The organism is Cryobacterium sp. TMN-39-2 (genome assembly GCF_004402745.1).
Taxonomy (GTDB): domain Bacteria; phylum Actinomycetota; class Actinomycetes; order Actinomycetales; family Microbacteriaceae; genus Cryobacterium; species Cryobacterium zongtaii.
Map to the genome: position 1 here is coordinate 417,942 of NZ_SOFX01000011.1, position 17,913 is coordinate 435,854.

Annotated in this window: 19 protein-coding genes; 14 read left to right on the forward strand and 5 right to left on the reverse strand. The window is 67.2% G+C overall.

Annotation, left to right across the window (positions count from 1 at the left end; translation table 11 throughout):
* Window positions 1-23: 23 nt before the first annotated feature.
* The 9 genes from E3O57_RS04065 (at window position 24) to dnaE (ending at window position 9,628) form a co-directional block, all read left to right on the forward strand.
* The gene (locus E3O57_RS04065) at window positions 24-812 is read left to right on the forward strand and encodes an FtsQ-type POTRA domain-containing protein (RefSeq protein WP_241990297.1); all 789 of its coding nucleotides are present in this window, start codon (window positions 24-26) and stop codon (window positions 810-812) included.
* A gap of 138 nt (window positions 813-950) precedes the next feature.
* Window positions 951-2,138: a cell division protein FtsZ gene (ftsZ, locus tag E3O57_RS04070; protein ID WP_103460615.1), complete on the forward strand. Its 1,188-nt coding sequence runs from the start codon at window positions 951-953 to the stop codon at window positions 2,136-2,138.
* Window positions 2,138-2,860 carry a YggS family pyridoxal phosphate-dependent enzyme gene (locus E3O57_RS04075; RefSeq protein WP_103460614.1) on the forward strand — a complete coding sequence of 241 codons (723 nt, stop codon included), beginning with the start codon at window positions 2,138-2,140 and terminating at the stop codon, window positions 2,858-2,860. The genes ftsZ and E3O57_RS04075 overlap by 1 nt, the downstream gene beginning before the upstream one ends.
* A gap of 19 nt (window positions 2,861-2,879) precedes the next feature.
* Complete coding sequence (locus tag E3O57_RS04080) at window positions 2,880-3,374, forward strand: cell division protein SepF (protein ID WP_088456065.1); 495 nt, start codon at window positions 2,880-2,882, stop codon at window positions 3,372-3,374.
* A gap of 6 nt (window positions 3,375-3,380) precedes the next feature.
* Entirely contained in the window at window positions 3,381-3,677 is a 297-nt protein-coding gene (locus tag E3O57_RS04085; RefSeq protein ID WP_103460613.1) for a YggT family protein, read from the forward strand.
* Between the two features lie 136 nt (window positions 3,678-3,813).
* On the forward strand, window positions 3,814-4,494 hold the full coding sequence (locus tag E3O57_RS04090) for a DivIVA domain-containing protein (protein WP_088456067.1): 681 nt from the start codon (window positions 3,814-3,816) through the stop codon (window positions 4,492-4,494).
* Window positions 4,484-5,077: a signal peptidase II gene (gene lspA / locus E3O57_RS04095; RefSeq protein ID WP_241990298.1), complete on the forward strand. Its 594-nt coding sequence runs from the start codon at window positions 4,484-4,486 to the stop codon at window positions 5,075-5,077. The genes E3O57_RS04090 and lspA overlap by 11 nt, the downstream gene beginning before the upstream one ends.
* 8 nt (window positions 5,078-5,085) lie before the next feature.
* A complete protein-coding gene (locus tag E3O57_RS04100) occupies window positions 5,086-6,006 on the forward strand; it encodes an RluA family pseudouridine synthase (protein ID WP_088456069.1) in 921 nt (306 codons plus the stop codon).
* Window positions 6,007-6,160: 154 nt separating this feature from the next.
* Window positions 6,161-9,628 (forward strand): DNA polymerase III subunit alpha, encoded by a 3,468-nt coding sequence (gene dnaE / locus E3O57_RS04105; protein ID WP_103460666.1) that lies wholly within the window; start codon window positions 6,161-6,163, stop codon window positions 9,626-9,628.
* A 40-nt stretch (window positions 9,629-9,668) separates the two neighbouring features.
* On the opposite strand, the gene E3O57_RS04110 is transcribed toward dnaE, so the two are convergent.
* The 3 genes from E3O57_RS04110 to E3O57_RS04120 all read right to left on the reverse strand — a co-directional run bounded on the left by E3O57_RS04110 (window position 9,669) and on the right by E3O57_RS04120 (window position 11,451).
* Entirely contained in the window at window positions 9,669-10,208 is a 540-nt protein-coding gene (locus E3O57_RS04110; protein WP_103479155.1) for a hypothetical protein, read from the reverse strand.
* Complete coding sequence (locus E3O57_RS04115; RefSeq protein WP_103479156.1) at window positions 10,205-10,831, reverse strand: hypothetical protein; 627 nt, start codon at window positions 10,829-10,831, stop codon at window positions 10,205-10,207. The genes E3O57_RS04110 and E3O57_RS04115 overlap by 4 nt, the downstream gene beginning before the upstream one ends.
* Before the next feature lie 122 nt (window positions 10,832-10,953).
* A complete protein-coding gene (locus E3O57_RS04120; RefSeq protein ID WP_103479157.1) occupies window positions 10,954-11,451 on the reverse strand; it encodes a hypothetical protein in 498 nt (165 codons plus the stop codon).
* Window positions 11,452-11,595: 144 nt separating this feature from the next.
* Between E3O57_RS04120 and E3O57_RS04125 the strand changes: the two genes are divergently transcribed.
* Complete coding sequence (locus tag E3O57_RS04125; protein WP_088456072.1) at window positions 11,596-12,381, forward strand: 1-acyl-sn-glycerol-3-phosphate acyltransferase; 786 nt, start codon at window positions 11,596-11,598, stop codon at window positions 12,379-12,381.
* Between the two features lie 61 nt (window positions 12,382-12,442).
* Here E3O57_RS04125 and E3O57_RS04130 read toward each other — a convergent pair whose 3' ends face one another.
* Window positions 12,443-13,009 (reverse strand): flavin reductase family protein, encoded by a 567-nt coding sequence (locus E3O57_RS04130; RefSeq protein WP_103460607.1) that lies wholly within the window; start codon window positions 13,007-13,009, stop codon window positions 12,443-12,445.
* Between the two features lie 70 nt (window positions 13,010-13,079).
* Here E3O57_RS04130 and hisD point away from each other — a divergent pair, with 70 nt between their 5' ends.
* The 3 genes from hisD to E3O57_RS04145 are packed head-to-tail and all read left to right on the forward strand — an operon-like array spanning window position 13,080 to window position 15,953.
* Window positions 13,080-14,399, forward strand: a complete 1,320-nt coding sequence (gene hisD / locus E3O57_RS04135) for a histidinol dehydrogenase (protein WP_088456074.1) — start codon at window positions 13,080-13,082, stop codon at window positions 14,397-14,399.
* Window positions 14,400-14,412: 13 nt separating this feature from the next.
* On the forward strand, window positions 14,413-14,895 hold the full coding sequence (gene nrdR / locus E3O57_RS04140) for a transcriptional regulator NrdR (protein WP_088456075.1): 483 nt from the start codon (window positions 14,413-14,415) through the stop codon (window positions 14,893-14,895).
* 2 nt (window positions 14,896-14,897) lie between these two features.
* Window positions 14,898-15,953, forward strand: coding sequence for a quinone-dependent dihydroorotate dehydrogenase (locus tag E3O57_RS04145; protein WP_103479158.1), 1,056 nt, complete (start codon window positions 14,898-14,900; stop codon window positions 15,951-15,953).
* Window positions 15,954-15,989: 36 nt separating this feature from the next.
* Here the strand turns inward: E3O57_RS04145 and E3O57_RS04150 are convergent, their stop codons facing one another.
* Window positions 15,990-17,039, reverse strand: a complete 1,050-nt coding sequence (locus E3O57_RS04150; protein ID WP_103460664.1) for an App1 family protein — start codon at window positions 17,037-17,039, stop codon at window positions 15,990-15,992.
* Between the two features lie 217 nt (window positions 17,040-17,256).
* On the opposite strand from E3O57_RS04150, the gene E3O57_RS04155 reads away from it, so the two are divergent.
* Window positions 17,257-17,913 carry a TetR/AcrR family transcriptional regulator gene (locus tag E3O57_RS04155; protein ID WP_103460604.1) on the forward strand — a complete coding sequence of 219 codons (657 nt, stop codon included), beginning with the start codon at window positions 17,257-17,259 and terminating at the stop codon, window positions 17,911-17,913.

Below are 17,913 nucleotides of genomic sequence, written 5' to 3' on the forward strand. Positions count from 1 at the left end.
CGGAGACGTCGACTCCACAATCGTTGGGACAGGAGCCCCCGCTGACCGCGCGAGCGGCCCGGGCCCGGCTGCGAGCGGCGCGGCGAGCCCGGAAGCAGTACGAGCGCAACGAGGTGCGTCGCTTCACCTCCCGCTCCCGCCACCGCCGCAATCTCTGGCTCGCCGCCGGCGGCACCGTGGTCGCCCTGGTGGCCTTCGTCCTGGTCGGCGTGTTCTCCCCGCTGATGGCGTTGCGCACCATCGAGATCACCGGAACCAACCGCATCCCGGCCGCCGACGTGGCGCAGGCGCTCGAGGGGCAGCTGGGTACCCCGCTGCCGCTCCTCGACCTCGCCGAGGTGAAGGGGCAACTGAGCGAATTCAGCCTCATCCGCAGCTACGTCACGGAGAGCCGGCCGCCGGATACCCTCGTGGTGCGCATCGTCGAACGGGAGCCCGTCGGCGCGATCACGTCCGCCGCCGGCTTCGACCTCGTCGACGCGGCCGGTGTGGTCATCCAGAGTGGACCGGACCGGCCGCAGGGCTACCCCCTCATCGACGCCGCTGGCGGTGCCAGCGGTGCCGGTTTCCAGGCCGCGGTCGCCGTGGTCGGAGCACTGCCGGAGGGCATCCGCGGCCAGTTGGACAGCGTGACAGCCGCCACCAAGGACGACGTGACGCTCACCCTGGGTGGGGGAGCGCGGGTCCTTTGGGGCAACGCTGAGCGCAGCGAGTACAAGGCGCTCGTTCTGGCGGCCCTACTTGTGAGCCACCCCGTCGGCAGCGTGACCGAATACGACGTGTCATCGCCGGACAGCGCCGTCGTTCGCTGAAACCGACCGGGTATTCGCGACACGCGGGCGCGCCTCCCCAAGCCATCAGCGGTGGCACCTAACTTCGAATTTAGAATTGCATACTCAGAATAACTTTAAGCCTCGAGTAGAGGTTTAGGGTTCCACCGGAGGCCGGACGTGTCAACTAATCAGAACTACCTAGCAGTCATCAAGGTTGTTGGAATTGGCGGCGGCGGCGTGAACGCCGTCAACCGCATGATCGAGCTCGGCCTCCGAGGGGTCGAATTCATCGCCATCAATACGGATGCCCAGGCACTCCTGATGAGCGATGCAGACGTCAAGCTCGACGTCGGCCGCGACCTCACCAGGGGTCTCGGCGCCGGAGCGGACCCCGAGGTCGGCCGTCGCGCCGCCGAGGACCACGCCGAGGAAATCGAAGAAGCGCTGGCCGGAGCCGACATGGTGTTCGTCACCGCCGGCGAAGGCGGCGGTACCGGTACCGGTGGCGCCCCCGTCGTCGCCCGGATCGCCAAGTCCATCGGCGCTCTGACCATCGGTGTCGTCACCAAGCCGTTCGGCTTCGAGGGCAAGCGTCGTCAGGCTCAGGCCGAGACCGGTGTCGCCTCGCTCAAGAACGAGGTCGACACCCTCATCGTCGTGCCGAACGACCGCCTGCTGGAAATCAGCGACCGCGGCATCAGCATGCTCGAGGCCTTCGCCACCGCTGACCAGGTGCTCCTCGCCGGTGTGCAGGGAATCACCGACCTGATCACCACACCCGGCCTGATCAACCTCGACTTCGCCGACGTCAAGTCGGTCATGCAGGGAGCCGGCTCCGCCCTCATGGGCATCGGTTCCTCGCGCGGAGCGGACCGGGCCATCAAGGCGGCGGAACTCGCCGTTGCCTCTCCTCTGCTCGAGGCGTCGATCGATGGCGCCCACGGCGTGCTGCTCTCCATCCAGGGTGGCTCGAACCTCGGCATCTTCGAGATCAACGACGCCGCCCGCCTGGTGCAGGAGGCCGTGCACCCCGAAGCCAACATCATCTTCGGTGCCGTCATTGACGACACCCTCGGTGACGAGGTGCGCGTCACCGTCATCGCCGCGGGTTTCGACGGCGGTGAGCCCGGTGCCAAGGTTGCCGAGGTCCGTCGTTCCGACCTGGTCGCCGCCGGTGTGGCAGCGGGAGTCTCCGGTGGCGCCGCCGGTGCCATCGCCGGTGCCTCTGCCGCAGCAGACAACGCCCCGGTCGCCGAGCCCAGCGGCTCGGTCTGGTCCAGCGACCCCGCTGCGAGCACTCCGGTCGCCGACCCGGCCTTCGAGGACGATTCAGACGACCTGGACATCCCCGATTTCCTGAAGTAATGAGCGAACCGGACCTCGCCCAAAGGCTGGCGAACGTGCGCGGCGGCATAGCCGACGCCGCACGGCTCGCCGGTCGCTCGGTGGACGACATCACCACGGTCGTGGTGACCAAGTTCCAACCGGTGTCCCTGATCCGTGAGCTCCTCGAGCTCGGGGTGCGGGACCTCGGCGAGAGCAGGCACCAGGAGGCCCAGGCCAAGGCGGCCGAACTGGCCGGAGCCGGCATCCGCTGGCACTTTGTCGGTCAGGTGCAGGGCAAGAAGGCCCGCCAGGTGCGGGCCTACTCGTCGGTGATCCACTCGGTGGACCGGGAGTCGCTCGTGACCGGCCTTGCCACCCCGGTGGCGGAGCACACCGGCGCCGTCGAGGCCGGTGCCGAGGTGGACTGCTTCGTGCAGGTCAACCTCACCGAGGACCCGGCCAGGGGCGGGGTGTCGATTCCGGACCTCGCACCGTTGGTGGAGCGGGTTCTGTCGGCCCCGGGCCTCAGGCTGCTAGGGCTCATGGCCGTCGCGCCGCTCGGCGCGGAACCGAAGCGCTCCTTCGCCCTGGTCAGCGAGCTGGGCGCCCAGATGCGCGGCATCGCTCCCGACGCCAGGTACCTGTCGATGGGAATGTCCCAGGACTACGCGGCCGCCATCGCCGAAGGCGCGACACACCTGCGAATTGGCACCGCAATCACCGGGAATCGCCCGGCAGCGGTTAATCTGAAAACGTCGTAATACCAACACGGAGGTCGAGATGTCCAACCCGCTCAAGAAAACCATGGTCTACCTGGGTCTGGCAGACGAAGAGCTGGAATATGAGGCGCCGGCAGCGGCTCCCGTCTCCACTCTCCCCACCCAGTCAGCCCATGTCGCGTCGTCCCACGCTGCTCCGGCGAACGCCGGCCGCGCACCGGTCACGCCGTTGCACAAGACCTCCACCCCCAAGAATGTTGTCGTGTCCGAAATGAACGAGATCCTTACCGTCCACCCGCGCCAGTACCGCGACGCGCAGGTGATCGCCGAGTCCTTCCGTGATGGAATCCCGGTCATCATCAACCTCTCCCAGATGAGCGATGCCGATGCGCGCCGTCTCATCGACTTCGCCAGCGGCCTGTCTCAGGGTCTCTACGGCAAGATCGAGCGCGTAACGGCCAAGGTCTTCCTGCTGTCGCCGTCGCACGTCGTCATCTCCGGCGACAACGCCGTCGAGGAGGGGGACGCCGATTCCTCCTTCTTCGCCCAGTCATAACCCGACGTGTCCGTAGTCAACCTGATCCTGGGGATCGCCTACTACTTCCTGCTGCTGTACTTCTTCGTCATGTGGGGCCGATTCATCGTCGACCTCGTCCGGGGAATCAACAGGTCGTGGCGGCCGCACGGGTTCGTCCTGGTTCTCATTGAGCTGGTCTACACACTCACCGACCCGCCGATCAATTTCTTCCGTCGGATCTTCCCGCCGCTCCGCGTCGGCCCGATCGCGTTCGACTTTGGCTGGAGCCTGACCATGCTGTGCTGCATCATCGGCATGTGGATTACGGCGATTCGGTTCTGACACGCAGCCTCACCAGGGCCTCGGCATGTATTCTTGATCGATGACGGCCAACCGGCCCGGTACAACACCGAGTGCCAGTTGGTCGTAAGCACGTGTTCGCACAACTGTTCGCAATTAAGTTTTGAGGTGGAAAGCCATGGCGCTAACTCCGGAAGATGTAGTCAACAAGAGGTTTCAGTCGACCAAGTTCCGCGAGGGATATGACCAGGACGAGGTTGACGACTTCCTCGACGAGGTCGTTGTCGAGCTGCGACGCCTGACCCAGGAGAACGAGGACCTCAAGGCCCGTCTCTCCGGCGGCGAGGTCGCACCTGCTGCTCCGGTCAGTGCCGCTGCGGCCAAGACCGCTGAGCCCGTCAACACCCCTGAGCCCGTCGCAGAGCCCGTCGCTGCCGTCGTGCCCGAGCCCGTCGCTGCAGCACCCGTCGCCCCGGCGCCGGTTGCCGAGCCGATCGACGAGACCGCCGGCACGACGAACCTGTTGCAGCTGGCCCGCCGCCTGCACGAGGAGCACGTCAAGGAAGGCGCCGAGAAGCGTGACGCCCTGATCGCTGAGGGCCACGCCACGGCTGCCCGCGTGATCGCGGAGTCCGAAGCCAAGCAGCGCGCCCAGATCAACGTCCTCGACAAGGAGCGTGCCGTCCTCGAGAACAAGATCGAGGAACTGCGCACCTTCGAGCGCGAGTACCGCCAGAAGCTGAAGAGCTACATCGAGGGTCAGCTGCGCGACCTCGACTCCACGTCGCCCGTCGGCGCGGGTGCGGGCAAGGACTCGGGCAACTCGCCGAAGGCGAGCTTCCAGGGCTTTGGCGCGTAACAACCCGTCGAAGATCAGTTACCGCGCACTTATCGTCCTGGCCCTCGTGGCCGTGGGTGGGTACGCGTTCGATCAGATCAGCAAGGCCCTCGTCGTCAGCTTGATGACCGAGGGTCAGACCGCCCGGGTTCTGGGTGATGTGCTTCAACTGCACTTCATCCGGAACCCCGGCGCGGCCTTCTCCTTCGCCACCGGCCTCACCTGGGTGTTCTCACTCATTGCGGCCGGTGTCGTCGTGTTTGTCGTGTGGTTCGCCCCACGCATCCGCTCGAGCCTGTGGGCGATCGTTTTCGGTCTCCTGCTCGGCGGTGTGCTCGGCAACCTGACCGACCGACTGTTCCGGGAGCCGTCTTTCGGCCTCGGGCACGTCGTAGATTTCCTTTACACCCCGTGGATGATGCCGGCCATCTACAACATCGCGGACTGCTGCATCGTGGTGAGCATGGCGCTCTTCATGCTGCTCACCCTGCGTGGCATCGGCCTCGACGGCCGTCGCACACCGACATCCGACCCGGATGCCGCCCAACCGGCCGCCAGCACCGTGCCCGCCGGCAGCGCCGCGCCCCTCACTCCCTCCAACTGAACGGCATCATGGAAAACCGAGCCCTTCCCCTGCCCGATGGTTTGGACGGTGTACGCGTTGACGCGGGCATCGCCAAGCTGTTCGGCTTCTCCCGCAGCTTCGCGGCCGAAATCGCCGAGTCCGACGGGGTCACCCAGGACGGCGTCGTGGTCGGCAAGTCGGACAAGCTGCGTGCCGGGGCCTGGCTCGACGTGAGCTGGGCGCCCAAGCAGGACCTCGTCATCGTGCCCATCGCGGTACCCGATCTCACGATCGTGCACGACGACGACGACATCGTCGTCGTCAACAAGCCATCCGGCGTCGCGGCCCACCCCAGCGTGGGCTGGACCGGCCCGACGGTGCTCGGCGCCCTCGCCGCCGCCGGCTACCGCATCGCCACCTCCGGTGCGTCCGAACGGGCCGGCATCGTGCACCGTCTCGACGTCGGGACCAGCGGCCTCATGGTCGTCGCGAAGTCCGAGCACGCGTACACGCACCTCAAACGGGCCTTCCACGACCGGGAGGTCGACAAGATCTACCACGCCGTCGTGCAGGGCCACCCAGACCCGTCCAGCGGCACCATCGACGCGCCGATCGGGCGCCACCCGCGCTCCGACTGGAAGTTCGCTGTGATCGCCGGAGGCAAGGACTCCGTCACTCACTACGAGACCCTGGAAGCCTTCCCCTCCGCGTCCCTGCTCGAGGTACATCTGGAGACCGGTCGAACCCACCAGATCCGGGTGCACATGGCCGCCCAGCGGCATCCGTGTGTCGGCGACGCCATGTACGGGGCCGACGCGAAGATCTCGGCCAGGCTCGGCCTCACCCGGCAGTGGCTGGTCGCCAAGCAGCTCTCCTTCGATCACCCGACCAGCGGCGAATGGGTCACCTTCAACGCCGAGTACCCGGACGACCTGGCCAACGCTCTGCGCTTACTGCGCGGCGATTAGGCTGCGTTGATCAGGGCAGGGGCGTCCTCCGGCGCTTAGGCTGGAAGACCAGCACCCCCCACTTCGTCATCAGATAAACCCCAGAGCAGCTGGAGCAGTCGTGTCGCCGCAGAATGATTCGTTCGTCCACCTTCACGTGCACAGCGAGTACTCCATGCTCGACGGCGCCGCGCGGGTCAAGCCGTTGATCGCGGCGGCCGCTGAACAGAAGATGCCGGCCATCGCCGTCACCGACCACGGCAACGTGTTCGGCGCGTTCGATTTCTGGAAGACCGCCACGGATGCCGGGATCAAGCCGATCATCGGCACCGAGGCTTACATCACGCCGGGCACCGACCGTCGCGACAAGACCCGGGTGCGCTGGGGCACCAACGCCCAAAACCGCGACGACGTCGGCGGTAGCGGTGCGTACACCCACATGACCCTGCTCTCGGAGAACACCGAGGGAATGCACAACCTGTTCAGGCTCTCGTCCCTCGCGTCGCTGGAGGGCTACTACTTCAAGCCGCGAATGGACCGCGAACTGCTCAGCACCTATTCCAAGGGTCTGATCGGTACGACCGGATGCGTGGGTGGCGAGGTGCAGACCCGCCTCCGGCTCGGCCAGTACGACGAGGCCAGGCAGGCCGCGGGGGAGCTGCGGGACATCTTCGGGAAGGACAACTTCTTCTGCGAGATCATGGACCACGGCATCGACATCGAGCGCCGCACCATGACGGACCTGCTCAAGTTGGCCAAGGAACTCGATCTGCCGCTGGTGGCCACCAACGACCTGCACTACACCCACGCGCACGACGCGACAGCGCACGCGGCGCTGCTCTGCGTGCAGTCGGCATCCACCCTGGACGACCCCAACCGGTTCAAGTTCGACTCCAACGAGTTCTACCTCAAGACCGCCGCCGAGATGCGGCACCTGTTCCGGGACAACCCGGAGGCGTGCGACAACACTCTGCTCATCGCCGAGCGGTGCGAGGTCAAGTTCAACACCTCGGCCAACTACATGCCCCGGTTCCCCACCCCTGAGGGCGAGAACGAGGAAAGCTGGTTCATCAAGGAGACCGAACTCGGCCTCCTGCGTCGCTATCCGAACGGCATCACGGCAGCGGTGCGCAAGCAGGCCGACTACGAGGTCGGCGTCATCACCCAGATGGGCTTCCCCGGCTACTTCCTGGTCGTCGCCGACTTCATCAACTGGTCCAAGGAGAACGGCATCAGAGTCGGTCCAGGTCGTGGCTCCGGCGCCGGCTCGATGGTCGCGTACGCCATGGGCATCACCGACCTCGACCCGCTGGTGCACGGCCTGATCTTCGAGCGCTTCCTCAACCCCGACCGCGTCTCCATGCCCGACTTCGACGTCGACTTCGACGACCGTCGCCGCGGCGAGGTCATCCACTACGTCACCGAGAAGTACGGCTCCGAGCGCGTCGCGCAGATCGTCACCTACGGCACCATCAAGGCCAAGCAGGCGCTGAAGGACTCCAGCCGGGTTTTGGGCTTCCCGTTCGGCATGGGCGACAAGCTCACCAAGGCCATGCCGCAGCCCATCATGGGCAAGGACATGCCGCTCACCGGCATGTTCGACAAGGACCACCCCCGCTACCGCGAGGCCGGCGACTTCCGCGCCGTCATCGAGACAGATGCTGAAGCGCGCACGGTCTTCGACACCGCGCTCGGTATCGAGAACCTCAAGCGCCAGTGGGGTGTGCACGCCGCCGGCGTGATCATGTCGTCCGACCCGCTCATCGACATCATCCCGATCATGCGCCGCGAGGCCGACGGCCAGATCGTCACGCAGTTCGACTACCCGGCCTGCGAGAGCCTGGGCCTGATCAAGATGGACTTCCTGGGGCTCCGCAACCTCACCATCATCGACGACACCCTCGACAACATCGAAGCGAACCGTGGCCACCGCCCGGTGCTCGAAGACCTCGACCTCGACGACGTGCTCGCCTACGAACTGCTCGCCCGCGGCGACACCCTCGGGGTGTTCCAGCTGGACGGCGGCCCGATGCGCGCGCTCCTGCGCAGCATGAAGCCCGACAACTTCGAAGACATCTCCGCCGTCATCGCGCTCTACCGGCCCGGCCCCATGGGCGCGAACTCGCACACCAACTACGCGCTGCGGAAGACCGGTCAGCAGGAGATCATCCCGATCCACAAAGAGCTCGAGGAGCCCCTCAAAGACATCATCGGCGGCACCTACGGCCTCATCGTCTATCAGGAGCAGGTGATGTCGATCGCGCAGAAGCTGGCCGGCTTCACCCTGGGTCAGGCCGACCTGCTGCGACGCGCGATGGGCAAGAAGAAGAAGTCCGAGCTGGACAAGCAGTTCGAGGGTTTCTCCGGCGGAATGATAGCCAACGGCTACTCAATGGAAGCCATTACCACCGTATGGAACATCCTTCTACCGTTCTCTGACTACGCCTTCAACAAAGCCCACTCCGCGGCCTACGGAGTGCTGTCCTACTGGACCGCATACCTTAAGGCGCACTATCCGGCCGAGTACATGGCCGCCCTGCTGACCAGCGTCGGCGATGCCCGCGACAAGCTCGCGCTGTACCTCAACGAGTGCCGCCGGATGGGCATCCAGGTGCTGCCGCCGGATGTCAACGAGTCGATCGGCTTCTTCGCCGCCGTCGGCACCGACATCCGCTTCGGCCTGGGCGCCGTGCGTAACGTCGGTTTCAACGTGGTGGAAGCCATCCGGGCCGCCCGCACTGAGAAGGGCGACTTCGAGTCGTTCCACGATTTCCTCCGCAAGGTCCCGCTGCAGGTCACCAACAAGCGCACCGTCGAGTCCCTGATCAAGTCCGGCGCCTTCGACTCCCTCGGCGCCACCCGCCGCGCCATGTTCGAGATTCACGAGGGCGCCGTCGACTCCGCCGTCAAGATCAAACGTGACGAGTCGCACGGCATGGTCGGCTTCGACTTCGACAGCCTCTTCGACGACCCTCAGGAGACCGACCAGGTGCCGGACCGGCCGGAGTGGAGCAAGAAGGAGAAGCTCGCACTGGAGCGCGACATGCTCGGCCTCTACGTCTCCGACCACCCTCTGGCCGGCCTCGAGATTCCGCTGGCCAAGCACGCCAGCACCACGATCACCGATCTGATCAGTTCCGAGCACACCCAGGATGCCGATACCGTCACCGTGGCCGGCCTCATCACCAATGTGCAGCATCGCATCGCCAAGAAGTCGGGCAACCAGTACGGCATCATCTCGGTCGAGGACTTCGGCGGCGAGATCGACGTCATGTTCATGGGCAAGGCGTACCAAGAGTTCTCCCTTGACCTCGTCAGCGACTCCGTCGTGGTGGTGCGCGGCCGGGTGAGCATGCGCGATGACGGAATGAACCTGCACGCGTACAGCATCTTTGCGCCCGAGCTCGGTCAGGCGTCCGATCACGGCACCCTGTCGATCACTCTGTTCGAGGCGCGAGCCACCACCGATACCGTCACCCAGCTCGGCGAGGTGCTCAAGAGACACGGCGGTACCTCAGAGGTGCGCCTGAAGTTGATCAAGGGTGACACCGCCCGCGTCTTCGAGCTGCCGAGCCGGGTCACCGTGACCGCCGACCTCTTCGGCGAACTCAAGAGCCTCCTGGGCCCGTACTGCCTGACTTGACCCTCTGCCCGCTCCAGATGAATTCGGGCGGAGGCCCCGGTCAGAACGGTGGGTTCCCGGGTGCCGGCGGTGTCGGCTGCCGGGTCGGCCTCGGCCGGGGCATCAGGTAACTCTCGTCGCCGGGCCGCTTCCGGGTCTTGGGCCCGGCGACCGGTGGCCGGGGTCGGGGTGGTCCCATCGGGTTGGCCGGATCGGCGCGGTAGCTGCGTGTGCCGGGTGAGGTCCAGTGCAGGATCCCGTCGGGTTCCTGCGTGACTCGCCACTGGCTGCGGTGTTTGAGTCGCGCGACCTCCGGCGAGATCGGCCCGTACCCTTCGAGGGTGCCGGGTTCCTCGTCCAAGCCCAGCAGGGTCAGCACGGGCACCGTGACCATGACCGTGCCGCCGCTGCTGGCGCCATCCGTCTGGTCGGCCGGGGTCGGGTCGCCGAGATGCGTGAGTTGCACGGCCATGCCGTTGATCCGGTCGAAGGCGGCCTTGGTGCCGTGCGCGGTGCCGTACCAGTGCAACCACGCCATCCCGTCCGAGGCGGCCTCCCAGTACGCACGCCGGTCGGCGAGGGCGTTCTTGTGCCGGGTCACGATCGATTCCGGGTGCAGCTTCTCCCGCAACCGGCGGGCCTTGTCGATGACCCGGACACCGGTAGCCGTTTCGCCTCCGGTAACACCCGTTCCTCAAACGCCGCCTGGCCCCCGTCGGGCAGGGTGAGCAGCTGGCCGAGCAGGGTGGTGGCGTGTCGGTAGCTGATCTCCCCTCTCGAGAACGCCGCGAACGTCGCCGGTGCGTAGGAGCTGAGGAACCGGGCCTCGTCCAGTTGCCGGTCGATGGTGCGCTCGGCCACCCGGGTCAGACACGCCGTCTCACTCACGATCGTGCGCCGGGCGACCTCCCGGTCGTCCCACCGGTTGTACGCGGCGGCGCGGGCCTGGTCCTCGGTCAGGCGGGTCGCATTGTCGTCGGCGAGGCGGATGTTCGCCGGGTTGCCGTGCAACCGGGAGGCGACCCGGGGTTGTTCGCTCCAGTCCTGCAGGTCCAGCAGGTGCTCGATCCGGCGGGCCTGGGCCCGGGCGATGACGCGGTCATCGGCCGCGATCCGTTCGGTGTGCCGGACCAGATCGGCCTGGACACGGTCGTCCAGGGTGGGCTCCGGAGAATAGTCGTCACCGTCCGGAGTGGGCGGTAGTCCCTCGTCAGCGATACTCATACTGAGATCGTCTCACCTACCCCCGACACTCACCCCGCCCCACGGCCACAGCATCCGCGAGCTGTGAGAAAAGCCCCAAAACGCGCGACTCTTATGTGCTTAAGTCACAGTTCGCGAGGGTATCAACGGAGGATTTCCACCATCAGGACCCAGGCGTCGATCATGGAGCCGATGACGGTGAGGATCACCCCGGCCGCGACCAGGTAGATGCCGGTGGAGGTGCTCGTGACGATGAGGAGCACCGCGCCCAGCGCGAAGGGAAGCAGTTGAAGGGCCGCGAGCGGTAGATAGAGGGCAAGGGAGAACCGCCCACTCGCGCTGTTCCGTGCCCGGTGGCGGAGTGAGATCGTATGCAGGACGACCGCCGGGGCGACGGCGACGAGAACCTCGACGCCCAGGACCGCCCCGGGCTGGCCGGGCACCAGAAGGAGGCCGCCGGTCACCACCACCAGCACGAGGGAGCCGACGGCGGCCGCGGCCCGTGCCGTCAGCCCGGGCAGCGCGAGGATCTCCCGGATGTTCACCGAGATCGCCACCATGACGAGGCCCGCCAGCGCCGCGGCGGCGCCCACCATGGCCACGGCGAAGTCACCCCAGCCTGTCGTCACTGTCTCGTCCATGGTTGCCTTCGCTCGGATGCCGACACGATAGCGCGACCGCTCCGATCGTCATGAACCCATCGGTGCCTGACACCGGCCACGGCGCGGGACCAATGACCCCCGTGTGACCAGCAGTTTGACAGCCGTTTGTTCTACGCTGGGGGCATGAGAAGGCGCAGCGGGGAACCGATCTACAGCACGGCGATTGCAGCGGGTCGCACAATTTTCGGAGCCTTCAGGCTCAGGCCGTCGGCGTCGGGCCTCACCAACCTTCCGGACGCCGGAGGGGCGGTCCTCGCCATCACCCACTTCGGCTACGCGGACTTCGCCCTCGTGGAGTGGATGACCTGGCGAAAGAACCGCCGGCACATCCGCTTCATGGCCAAGAAGGGTGCGTTCGACAAGCCCGTCGTCGGCTGGCTGTTGCGTGGGATGCGGCACATCAACGTCGACATGACGGCCGGGGCCCAGGCCTACGCCGACGCGGTGCGGGCGCTCAACGCCGGCGAACTCGTCGGGGTGTTTCCCGAAGGGGGAGTGAACGCGTCGTTCACCGTGCGGGACCTGAAGACCGGTGCGGCGCGGATGGCGATGGAGGCCGGGGTGCCCATCGTGCCCATCGCTGTCTGGGGTGGCCACCGGCTGCTCACGAAAAACCACAAGCCATCCGTGCGGGAGGCCTATCGCACCCCGGTCTCCTTCGCGGTCGGCACGCCGGTACGTGTAGACGCCGAGGACGATCCGCAGCAGGTGACCCAGCGACTGCACGGCGTGCTGCAGGAGCTCGTGGACGGCCTGCAGGCGCGTTACCCGGAGCCTGGTGCCGGCCGCTGGTGGCAGCCCGCCCACCTGGGCGGAACCGCGCCCACCCCGGCGGAGGCTGCCGCGACCGAAGCGGAACGACAGCGACGCAAGGCGGCCGCCAGAGCGGCCCAAACCCCGGCCGGGTGAACCGCGCCGTCCGCAGGTTGGCCACCGCGGGGTCGGCACCCACCGGCCCGAACCGGATGAGCTAGAGCGTTTCGCCCAACGCCCGGTACTGGCGTTCGTGATAGATCAGCGCCTCGTCGTCATCGCCGAGGCCGCCGCCCTCGATCTGCACTACGACCACAGCAGAGTTGTGCACGGTCACGCGCTCCACGATCCGTCCCACCATCCACGACGTCACGTTGTTGAGAACGGGCAGGCCGTACGGTCCCACCCGCCAGTGATCGCCGACGAAGCGCTCGGCGTTGGGTCCGGCCAGCCGCTCGGCCAGGGTGCGGTTGCGCAGTCCGAGCAGGTGGATGACGACGCGCTCGGTCTCGTTGATGGCCGGCCACGAGCTGGCCGACTTCGCCATGTTGAAGGTAGCCAGGGGCGGCACCGCCGACATGGACGCCAGGGATGTCGCGGTGAATCCGACGGGCTTGCCCTGAGCGTCCAGCGCGGTCACGACCGCGACGCCGGCCGCATGACGGCGAAACGCGTTCTTGAACGCGGCCAGGTCGCCAGGCGCGTTCGGGTCGGTGTCGAGGGCCGGGGCGTGGGGGAGACCTGCGGAGGGGAGACCCGCCGGTGCGGTGATGCGTTCGTTCATAGTGGTGCCAATCGTTTCACCGATCAGCCTATTCCCGTGCGAGCACCGTTCTTGGATAAGCTGGAGTGACATGATCCAGACGATTGACCTTCGAGGAACGCGGCCTGCTCCGGCCGAACTTTTGGCCTCGGTGCCCCGGGCGCTCACCAGCGTCACGGTCGCCAGCGACGTTGCCGCCGAACTGATCGATGATGTGCGCGCACGCGGCGAACAGGCCCTGCTCGACCAGGCCGAGCGCCTCGACAGGGTACGCCCCGAGCACGTTCGCGTTCCGGCTTCCCACGTCGCCGAGGCCCTTGAGGCCCTCGACCCGGATGTCCGCGTCGCGATCGAGGAGACCATCCGCCGGGTGCGCCTGGCCAGTGCCGCACAGGTGCCGCCTCTGGTGACCACCACGATCGCCGACGGCGCCGAGATCGTGCAGCGCTGGCGCCCCGTGCAGCGGGTCGGCCTCTACGTTCCCGGCGGCAAGGCCGTCTACCCGTCCAGCGTCGTGATGAACGTGGTGCCCGCGCAGGTGGCCGGGGTCACCTCCATCGCCCTCGCATCCCCGCCGCAGAGTCACTTCGATGGACGAGTGCACCCCACCATCCTCGCCGTCGCCGGTCTTCTCGGCGTCGACGAGATCTACGCCATGGGCGGCGCCGGCGCCGTGGGCGCCTTCGCCTACGGCGTGCCCGGCCTCGGCCTCGACCCCGTGCAGCTCGTCACCGGCCCCGGCAACGTCTACGTCGCCGCCGCCAAGCGGCTCGTGCGCGGCGTCACCGGGATCGACTCCGAAGCCGGACCGACCGACATCCTCGTGATCGCCGATGCCGCGGCCGACCCGGCCTTCGTCGCCGCAGACCTGGTCAGCCAGGCCGAGCACGACGAACTCGCCGCCGCCGTGCTCGTCACGGACTCCGCCGAGCTCGCCGAAGCCGTCGAAGCGCTCCTGAACGACCTGGCCACCACCACCACGCACGCCGAACGGGTCACCGCATCGCTGGGTGGCAGCCAATCGGCCATCGTGCTGGTGGACGACCTCGAGCAAGCCGCCGCGTTCAGCAACGCGTTCGGTCCGGAGCACCTCGAGATCCAGACCGAAGACCCCGACGCCGTCCTCGGCCAGATCGACAACGCCGGCGCCATCTTCCTGGGCCCGTACGCGCCGGTCAGCCTCGGCGACTATGCCGCCGGCTCCAACCACGTGCTGCCCACCGGGGGACAGGCGCGGTTCTCGGCGGCCCTCGGCGCGTACACCTTCCTGCGCCCGCAGCAGGTCGTGCGCTACACCAGAGACGGCCTCGCCGGCGTGGCCGACCACATCCTCGCCCTGTCCGCTGCAGAGGCGCTGCCCGCCCACGGTGACGCCGTCAGCGTCCGATTCAGCACGGCCGCGGAACGGTAGGCTCGTAGGCACAATGTATTGCCCGTTCTGTCGCCACCCAGATTCCCGTGTCATCGACTCCCGCACCAGCGACGACGGGCTCTCGATCCGTCGCCGCCGGCAGTGCCCGGAGTGCGGTCGCCGGTTCAGCACCACCGAAACCGCCAGCCTGAACATCATCAAGCGCAGCGGCGTGGTCGAACCGTTCAGCCGGGAGAAGATCGTCTCCGGCGTGCGCAAGGCCTGCCAGGGCCGCCCGGTCACCGACTCTGACCTGGCCATGCTCGCGCAGAAGGTCGAGGAGACCATCCGTCAGACCGGTGCGTCCCAGATCGAGGCCAACGACATCGGCCTGGCCATCCTCGCCCCGCTGCGTGACCTCGACGAAGTGGCCTACTTGCGCTTCGCCAGCGTCTACCAGGCCTTCGATTCGTTGGAAGACTTCGAGAGTGCGATCGGCCAGCTGCGCACCGAGCACACCGCCGCGTCGGAATCCGATCCCGAACCCGAACGGTAGACGTGTACCCCACCCTTTTCAAGCTGGTGCTCACCCGGATCGACCCCGAGCGGGCTCACCACTTGGCCTTCGAGGTCATCCGGTGGATGCCGCGCCTCGGCCTCGGCCCGCTTGTGCACAGGTTCACCCGCCCGCGCACCGACATCGGGGTGGACACCCTCGGCTTGCATTTCGACTCGCCGTTCGGTGTTGCGGCCGGGTTCGACAAAGACGGCCACGCCGTCATCGGGCTCGGCCGGCTCGGCTTCGGGCACGTCGAGGTCGGCACGCTCACCGCGGTCGCCCAGCCCGGCAACCCCACACCGCGCCTGTTCCGTCTCGTATCCGACCGCGCTGTCATCAACCGGATGGGCTTCAATAACGGCGGTGCCGAGGCGGCCGTCGCGCGCCTGGGCCAGGTTCGCCGTACCCCCAACCGTCCGGTCCTGGGCATCAACATCGGCAAGAGCCGAGTCACCGCGGTCGAAGACGCCACGGCCGACTACCTGGTCAGCACCGTTGCACTGGCCCCTCTCGCGGACTACCTGGTGGTCAACGTGAGCTCCCCCAACACCCCGGGCCTGCGTGGCCTGCAAGAACTCGATCAGCTCGCCCCACTGTTGCGGGCGGTGCAGGAACACGCCGGCGATACCCCGCTGCTGGTCAAGATCGCACCCGACCTCACCGATGACGAGGTTTCCCGCATCGCCGGCCTCACCGTGGAACTCGGCCTGGCCGGCATCATCGCCACCAACACCACCATCAGCCGGGACAATCTGTTGACCGACCCGGCCGTCGTGGCCGCGGCCGGCGCCGGCGGGCTCTCCGGAGCGCCCCTGAACGACCGGTCGCTGGCCGTCCTGCGCCTCATCCGGGCCTCCGTGCCGGCCGAACTGTGCGTCATCTCGGTCGGCGGCGTCGAGACTGCGCATCAGGTCGTCGAGCGTCTCGACGCCGGCGCCACCCTCGTGCAGGGCTACACCGGCTTTCTCTACCGCGGACCGCTCTGGGCACGCCAGATCAACCGCGGACTCGACAGGCTCCTCGCGGGTCGTTCCACCGCCCCGATCCTCTCCTGACCGGCAGGCCGGCACCCGCCGGCGCCCGGCCACGGGTCAATCGGTGGGTCCGGGCGCTCCGGGATCAGTGATGAGTCCGAGGCCGGCCAGCTGGGCCGCGAGGCTCGCGCCGTCGGGTCCGTAGACCCAGAGCGGATCCGGCTTAGCCTCCACGGCGTCCTTGGCCCTACGGCCGGCCAGCACGGCCTCGCTCGGCGACAGCCGACGGATGGCCACCGCGGCGACGCACTGCGGGAAATCCTGTTGGAACTCGCTGTAAATCGCCTCGTCGTGCTGACCGTCGTCGCCGATGAGGACCCACTTCATGTCGGGGAACTCGTGCGCCAGCCTGCGCAGGTTGTCGCGCTTGTGCTCCTTGCCACTGCGGAACAGCCTGTCGTGGGTGGGTCCCCAGTCGGTGAGCAGCAGCGCCCCGGCCGGGTAGAGGTTACGGGAGAGGAACCGGCTGAGCGTCGGCGCAACATTCCAGGCACCTGTGGACAGGTAGATCACCGGAGCCCCCGGTGTCGCATCGGCGAGGCGGTCCAGCAGCACCGCCATGCCCGGCGTCGGAACGCGAGCGTGCTCGTCGAGGACGAAGGTGTTCCACGCGGCCAGGAGCGGACGGGGCAAGGTGGTGACCATGACGGTGTCGTCGACGTCGGAGATCACGCCGGTGCGCACATCGGGGGCGACCACGAAGACCGGAGCGTCGACGCTGCCGGAGGCGTGGGTGTGCAGCGAAGCGGTATGCCAGCCCGGCTCGAGGTTGACCTGCATCACGGTGTCGACGACTCCGCCGCGGTCGGCCTGCACCCGGTGTGCCTTGCCGCCGATGTCGATGGTGACGGTGACGTCGTTGACCGGCACGCTGGTGAAGCTCCGCCAGCCCCGGATGCTTGCGTCACGCCTGTCGGTGCGACGTCGCTTGGGGGTGGTGCCGGTGGACTTCACGGGTTTTGCCAACAGGACGCGGCAGAGAATCCGCACGCGTTCCGTGGTGCCATAGCCGGTATAGGGGATGACGACCGGCAGGTGTCCGCGCCGACGGGCGAACTTTTCCCGCTTGTCGTGAAGCCAATCCTCGATCCGCGCGGCTCGGTGCATGAGGCGCACGGGGTTGAGGGGAGTGGAAGGTGTGGCGGGGGACTTTGACACAGTTCAGTCTCTCATGCGCCGCGGGACTGCTTGGCACGGTCCCGGGCTGGAGAACCACCACGGCGACCCGCCCGGGGCAGACTCCCCACTCCATTTGGGGGGTGTGTTCTGTGTCTGGGTGTCAGTCGGGGGCCCTAAGATTGTGACGTATATTCAAGGAGGACACGTGGCGCTGATCGACACATTCGGGGGAGACTCTGTCGCACAGGGACGGCAGATCCGCACCGAGCCCATCCAGCAGCGCAGTGCCGCCAGGTTGACCGCACTTCTGGACGCTGCGGCCGAGGTCGTCGACGAGGTCGGTTTCGACCGCATCACGACGGCCATGGTCGCCGAACGTGCGGGAGCCTCGATCGGCACTGTGTACCGTTACTACCCCGACCGGGTCGCGGTCCTCGAGGGACTTCGCGAGCGTGCGGTCCAGCGCTTCCGCCAGCGTGTCGCCGACACCCTCAAGGAGACCCAGCCGGGAACCTGGTGGGAAGCCGTCGACTGCGGGATCTCGGCCTTCGTGGAGCTGTATCGCGCCGAGCCAGGATTCCGCATCCTGCACTTCGCCGATCGTGAACGCGCCCAGTCCACCGGGCCGGACCAGCTGGATTCGGGATTCTTCGCCAACCAGATCGCCGGAGTCCTGTCGGAGGAATTCGGCCTGTCCGGTGGCCCCGACCTCATCTTCAGACTCGAAGTCGCCGTCGAAATGGCCGACTCCCTGCTGTCTCGCGCCTTCACCTGGAACACCCAGGGTGATGAGCGCTTCATCGCAGAGTGCCGACGCATCATGCACGATTACCTCGTCGGCTACTACGGTACGGACGCCTAG

Bases quoted from the DNA above. Each gene is read 5' to 3' on its own strand.
- E3O57_RS04075 (WP_103460614.1), top strand. From the start codon at position 2,138: ATGAGCGAACCGGACCTCGCCCAAAGGCTGGCGAACGTGCGCGGCGGC.
- E3O57_RS04080 (WP_088456065.1), top strand. From the start codon at position 2,880: ATGTCCAACCCGCTCAAGAAAACCATGGTCTACCTGGGTCTGGCAGAC.
- E3O57_RS04090 (WP_088456067.1), top strand. From the start codon at position 3,814: ATGGCGCTAACTCCGGAAGATGTAGTCAACAAGAGGTTTCAGTCGACC.
- E3O57_RS04100 (WP_088456069.1), top strand. From the start codon at position 5,086: ATGGAAAACCGAGCCCTTCCCCTGCCCGATGGTTTGGACGGTGTACGC.
- dnaE (WP_103460666.1), top strand. From the start codon at position 6,161: ATGCTCGACGGCGCCGCGCGGGTCAAGCCGTTGATCGCGGCGGCCGCT.
- E3O57_RS04115 (WP_103479156.1), bottom strand. From the start codon at position 10,831: ATGAGTATCGCTGACGAGGGACTACCGCCCACTCCGGACGGTGACGAC.
- E3O57_RS04120 (WP_103479157.1), bottom strand. From the start codon at position 11,451: ATGGACGAGACAGTGACGACAGGCTGGGGTGACTTCGCCGTGGCCATG.
- E3O57_RS04125 (WP_088456072.1), top strand. From the start codon at position 11,596: ATGAGAAGGCGCAGCGGGGAACCGATCTACAGCACGGCGATTGCAGCG.
- E3O57_RS04130 (WP_103460607.1), bottom strand. From the start codon at position 13,009: ATGAACGAACGCATCACCGCACCGGCGGGTCTCCCCTCCGCAGGTCTC.
- hisD (WP_088456074.1), top strand. From the start codon at position 13,080: ATGATCCAGACGATTGACCTTCGAGGAACGCGGCCTGCTCCGGCCGAA.
- nrdR (WP_088456075.1), top strand. From the start codon at position 14,413: ATGTATTGCCCGTTCTGTCGCCACCCAGATTCCCGTGTCATCGACTCC.
- E3O57_RS04150 (WP_103460664.1), bottom strand. From the start codon at position 17,039: ATGCACCGAGCCGCGCGGATCGAGGATTGGCTTCACGACAAGCGGGAA.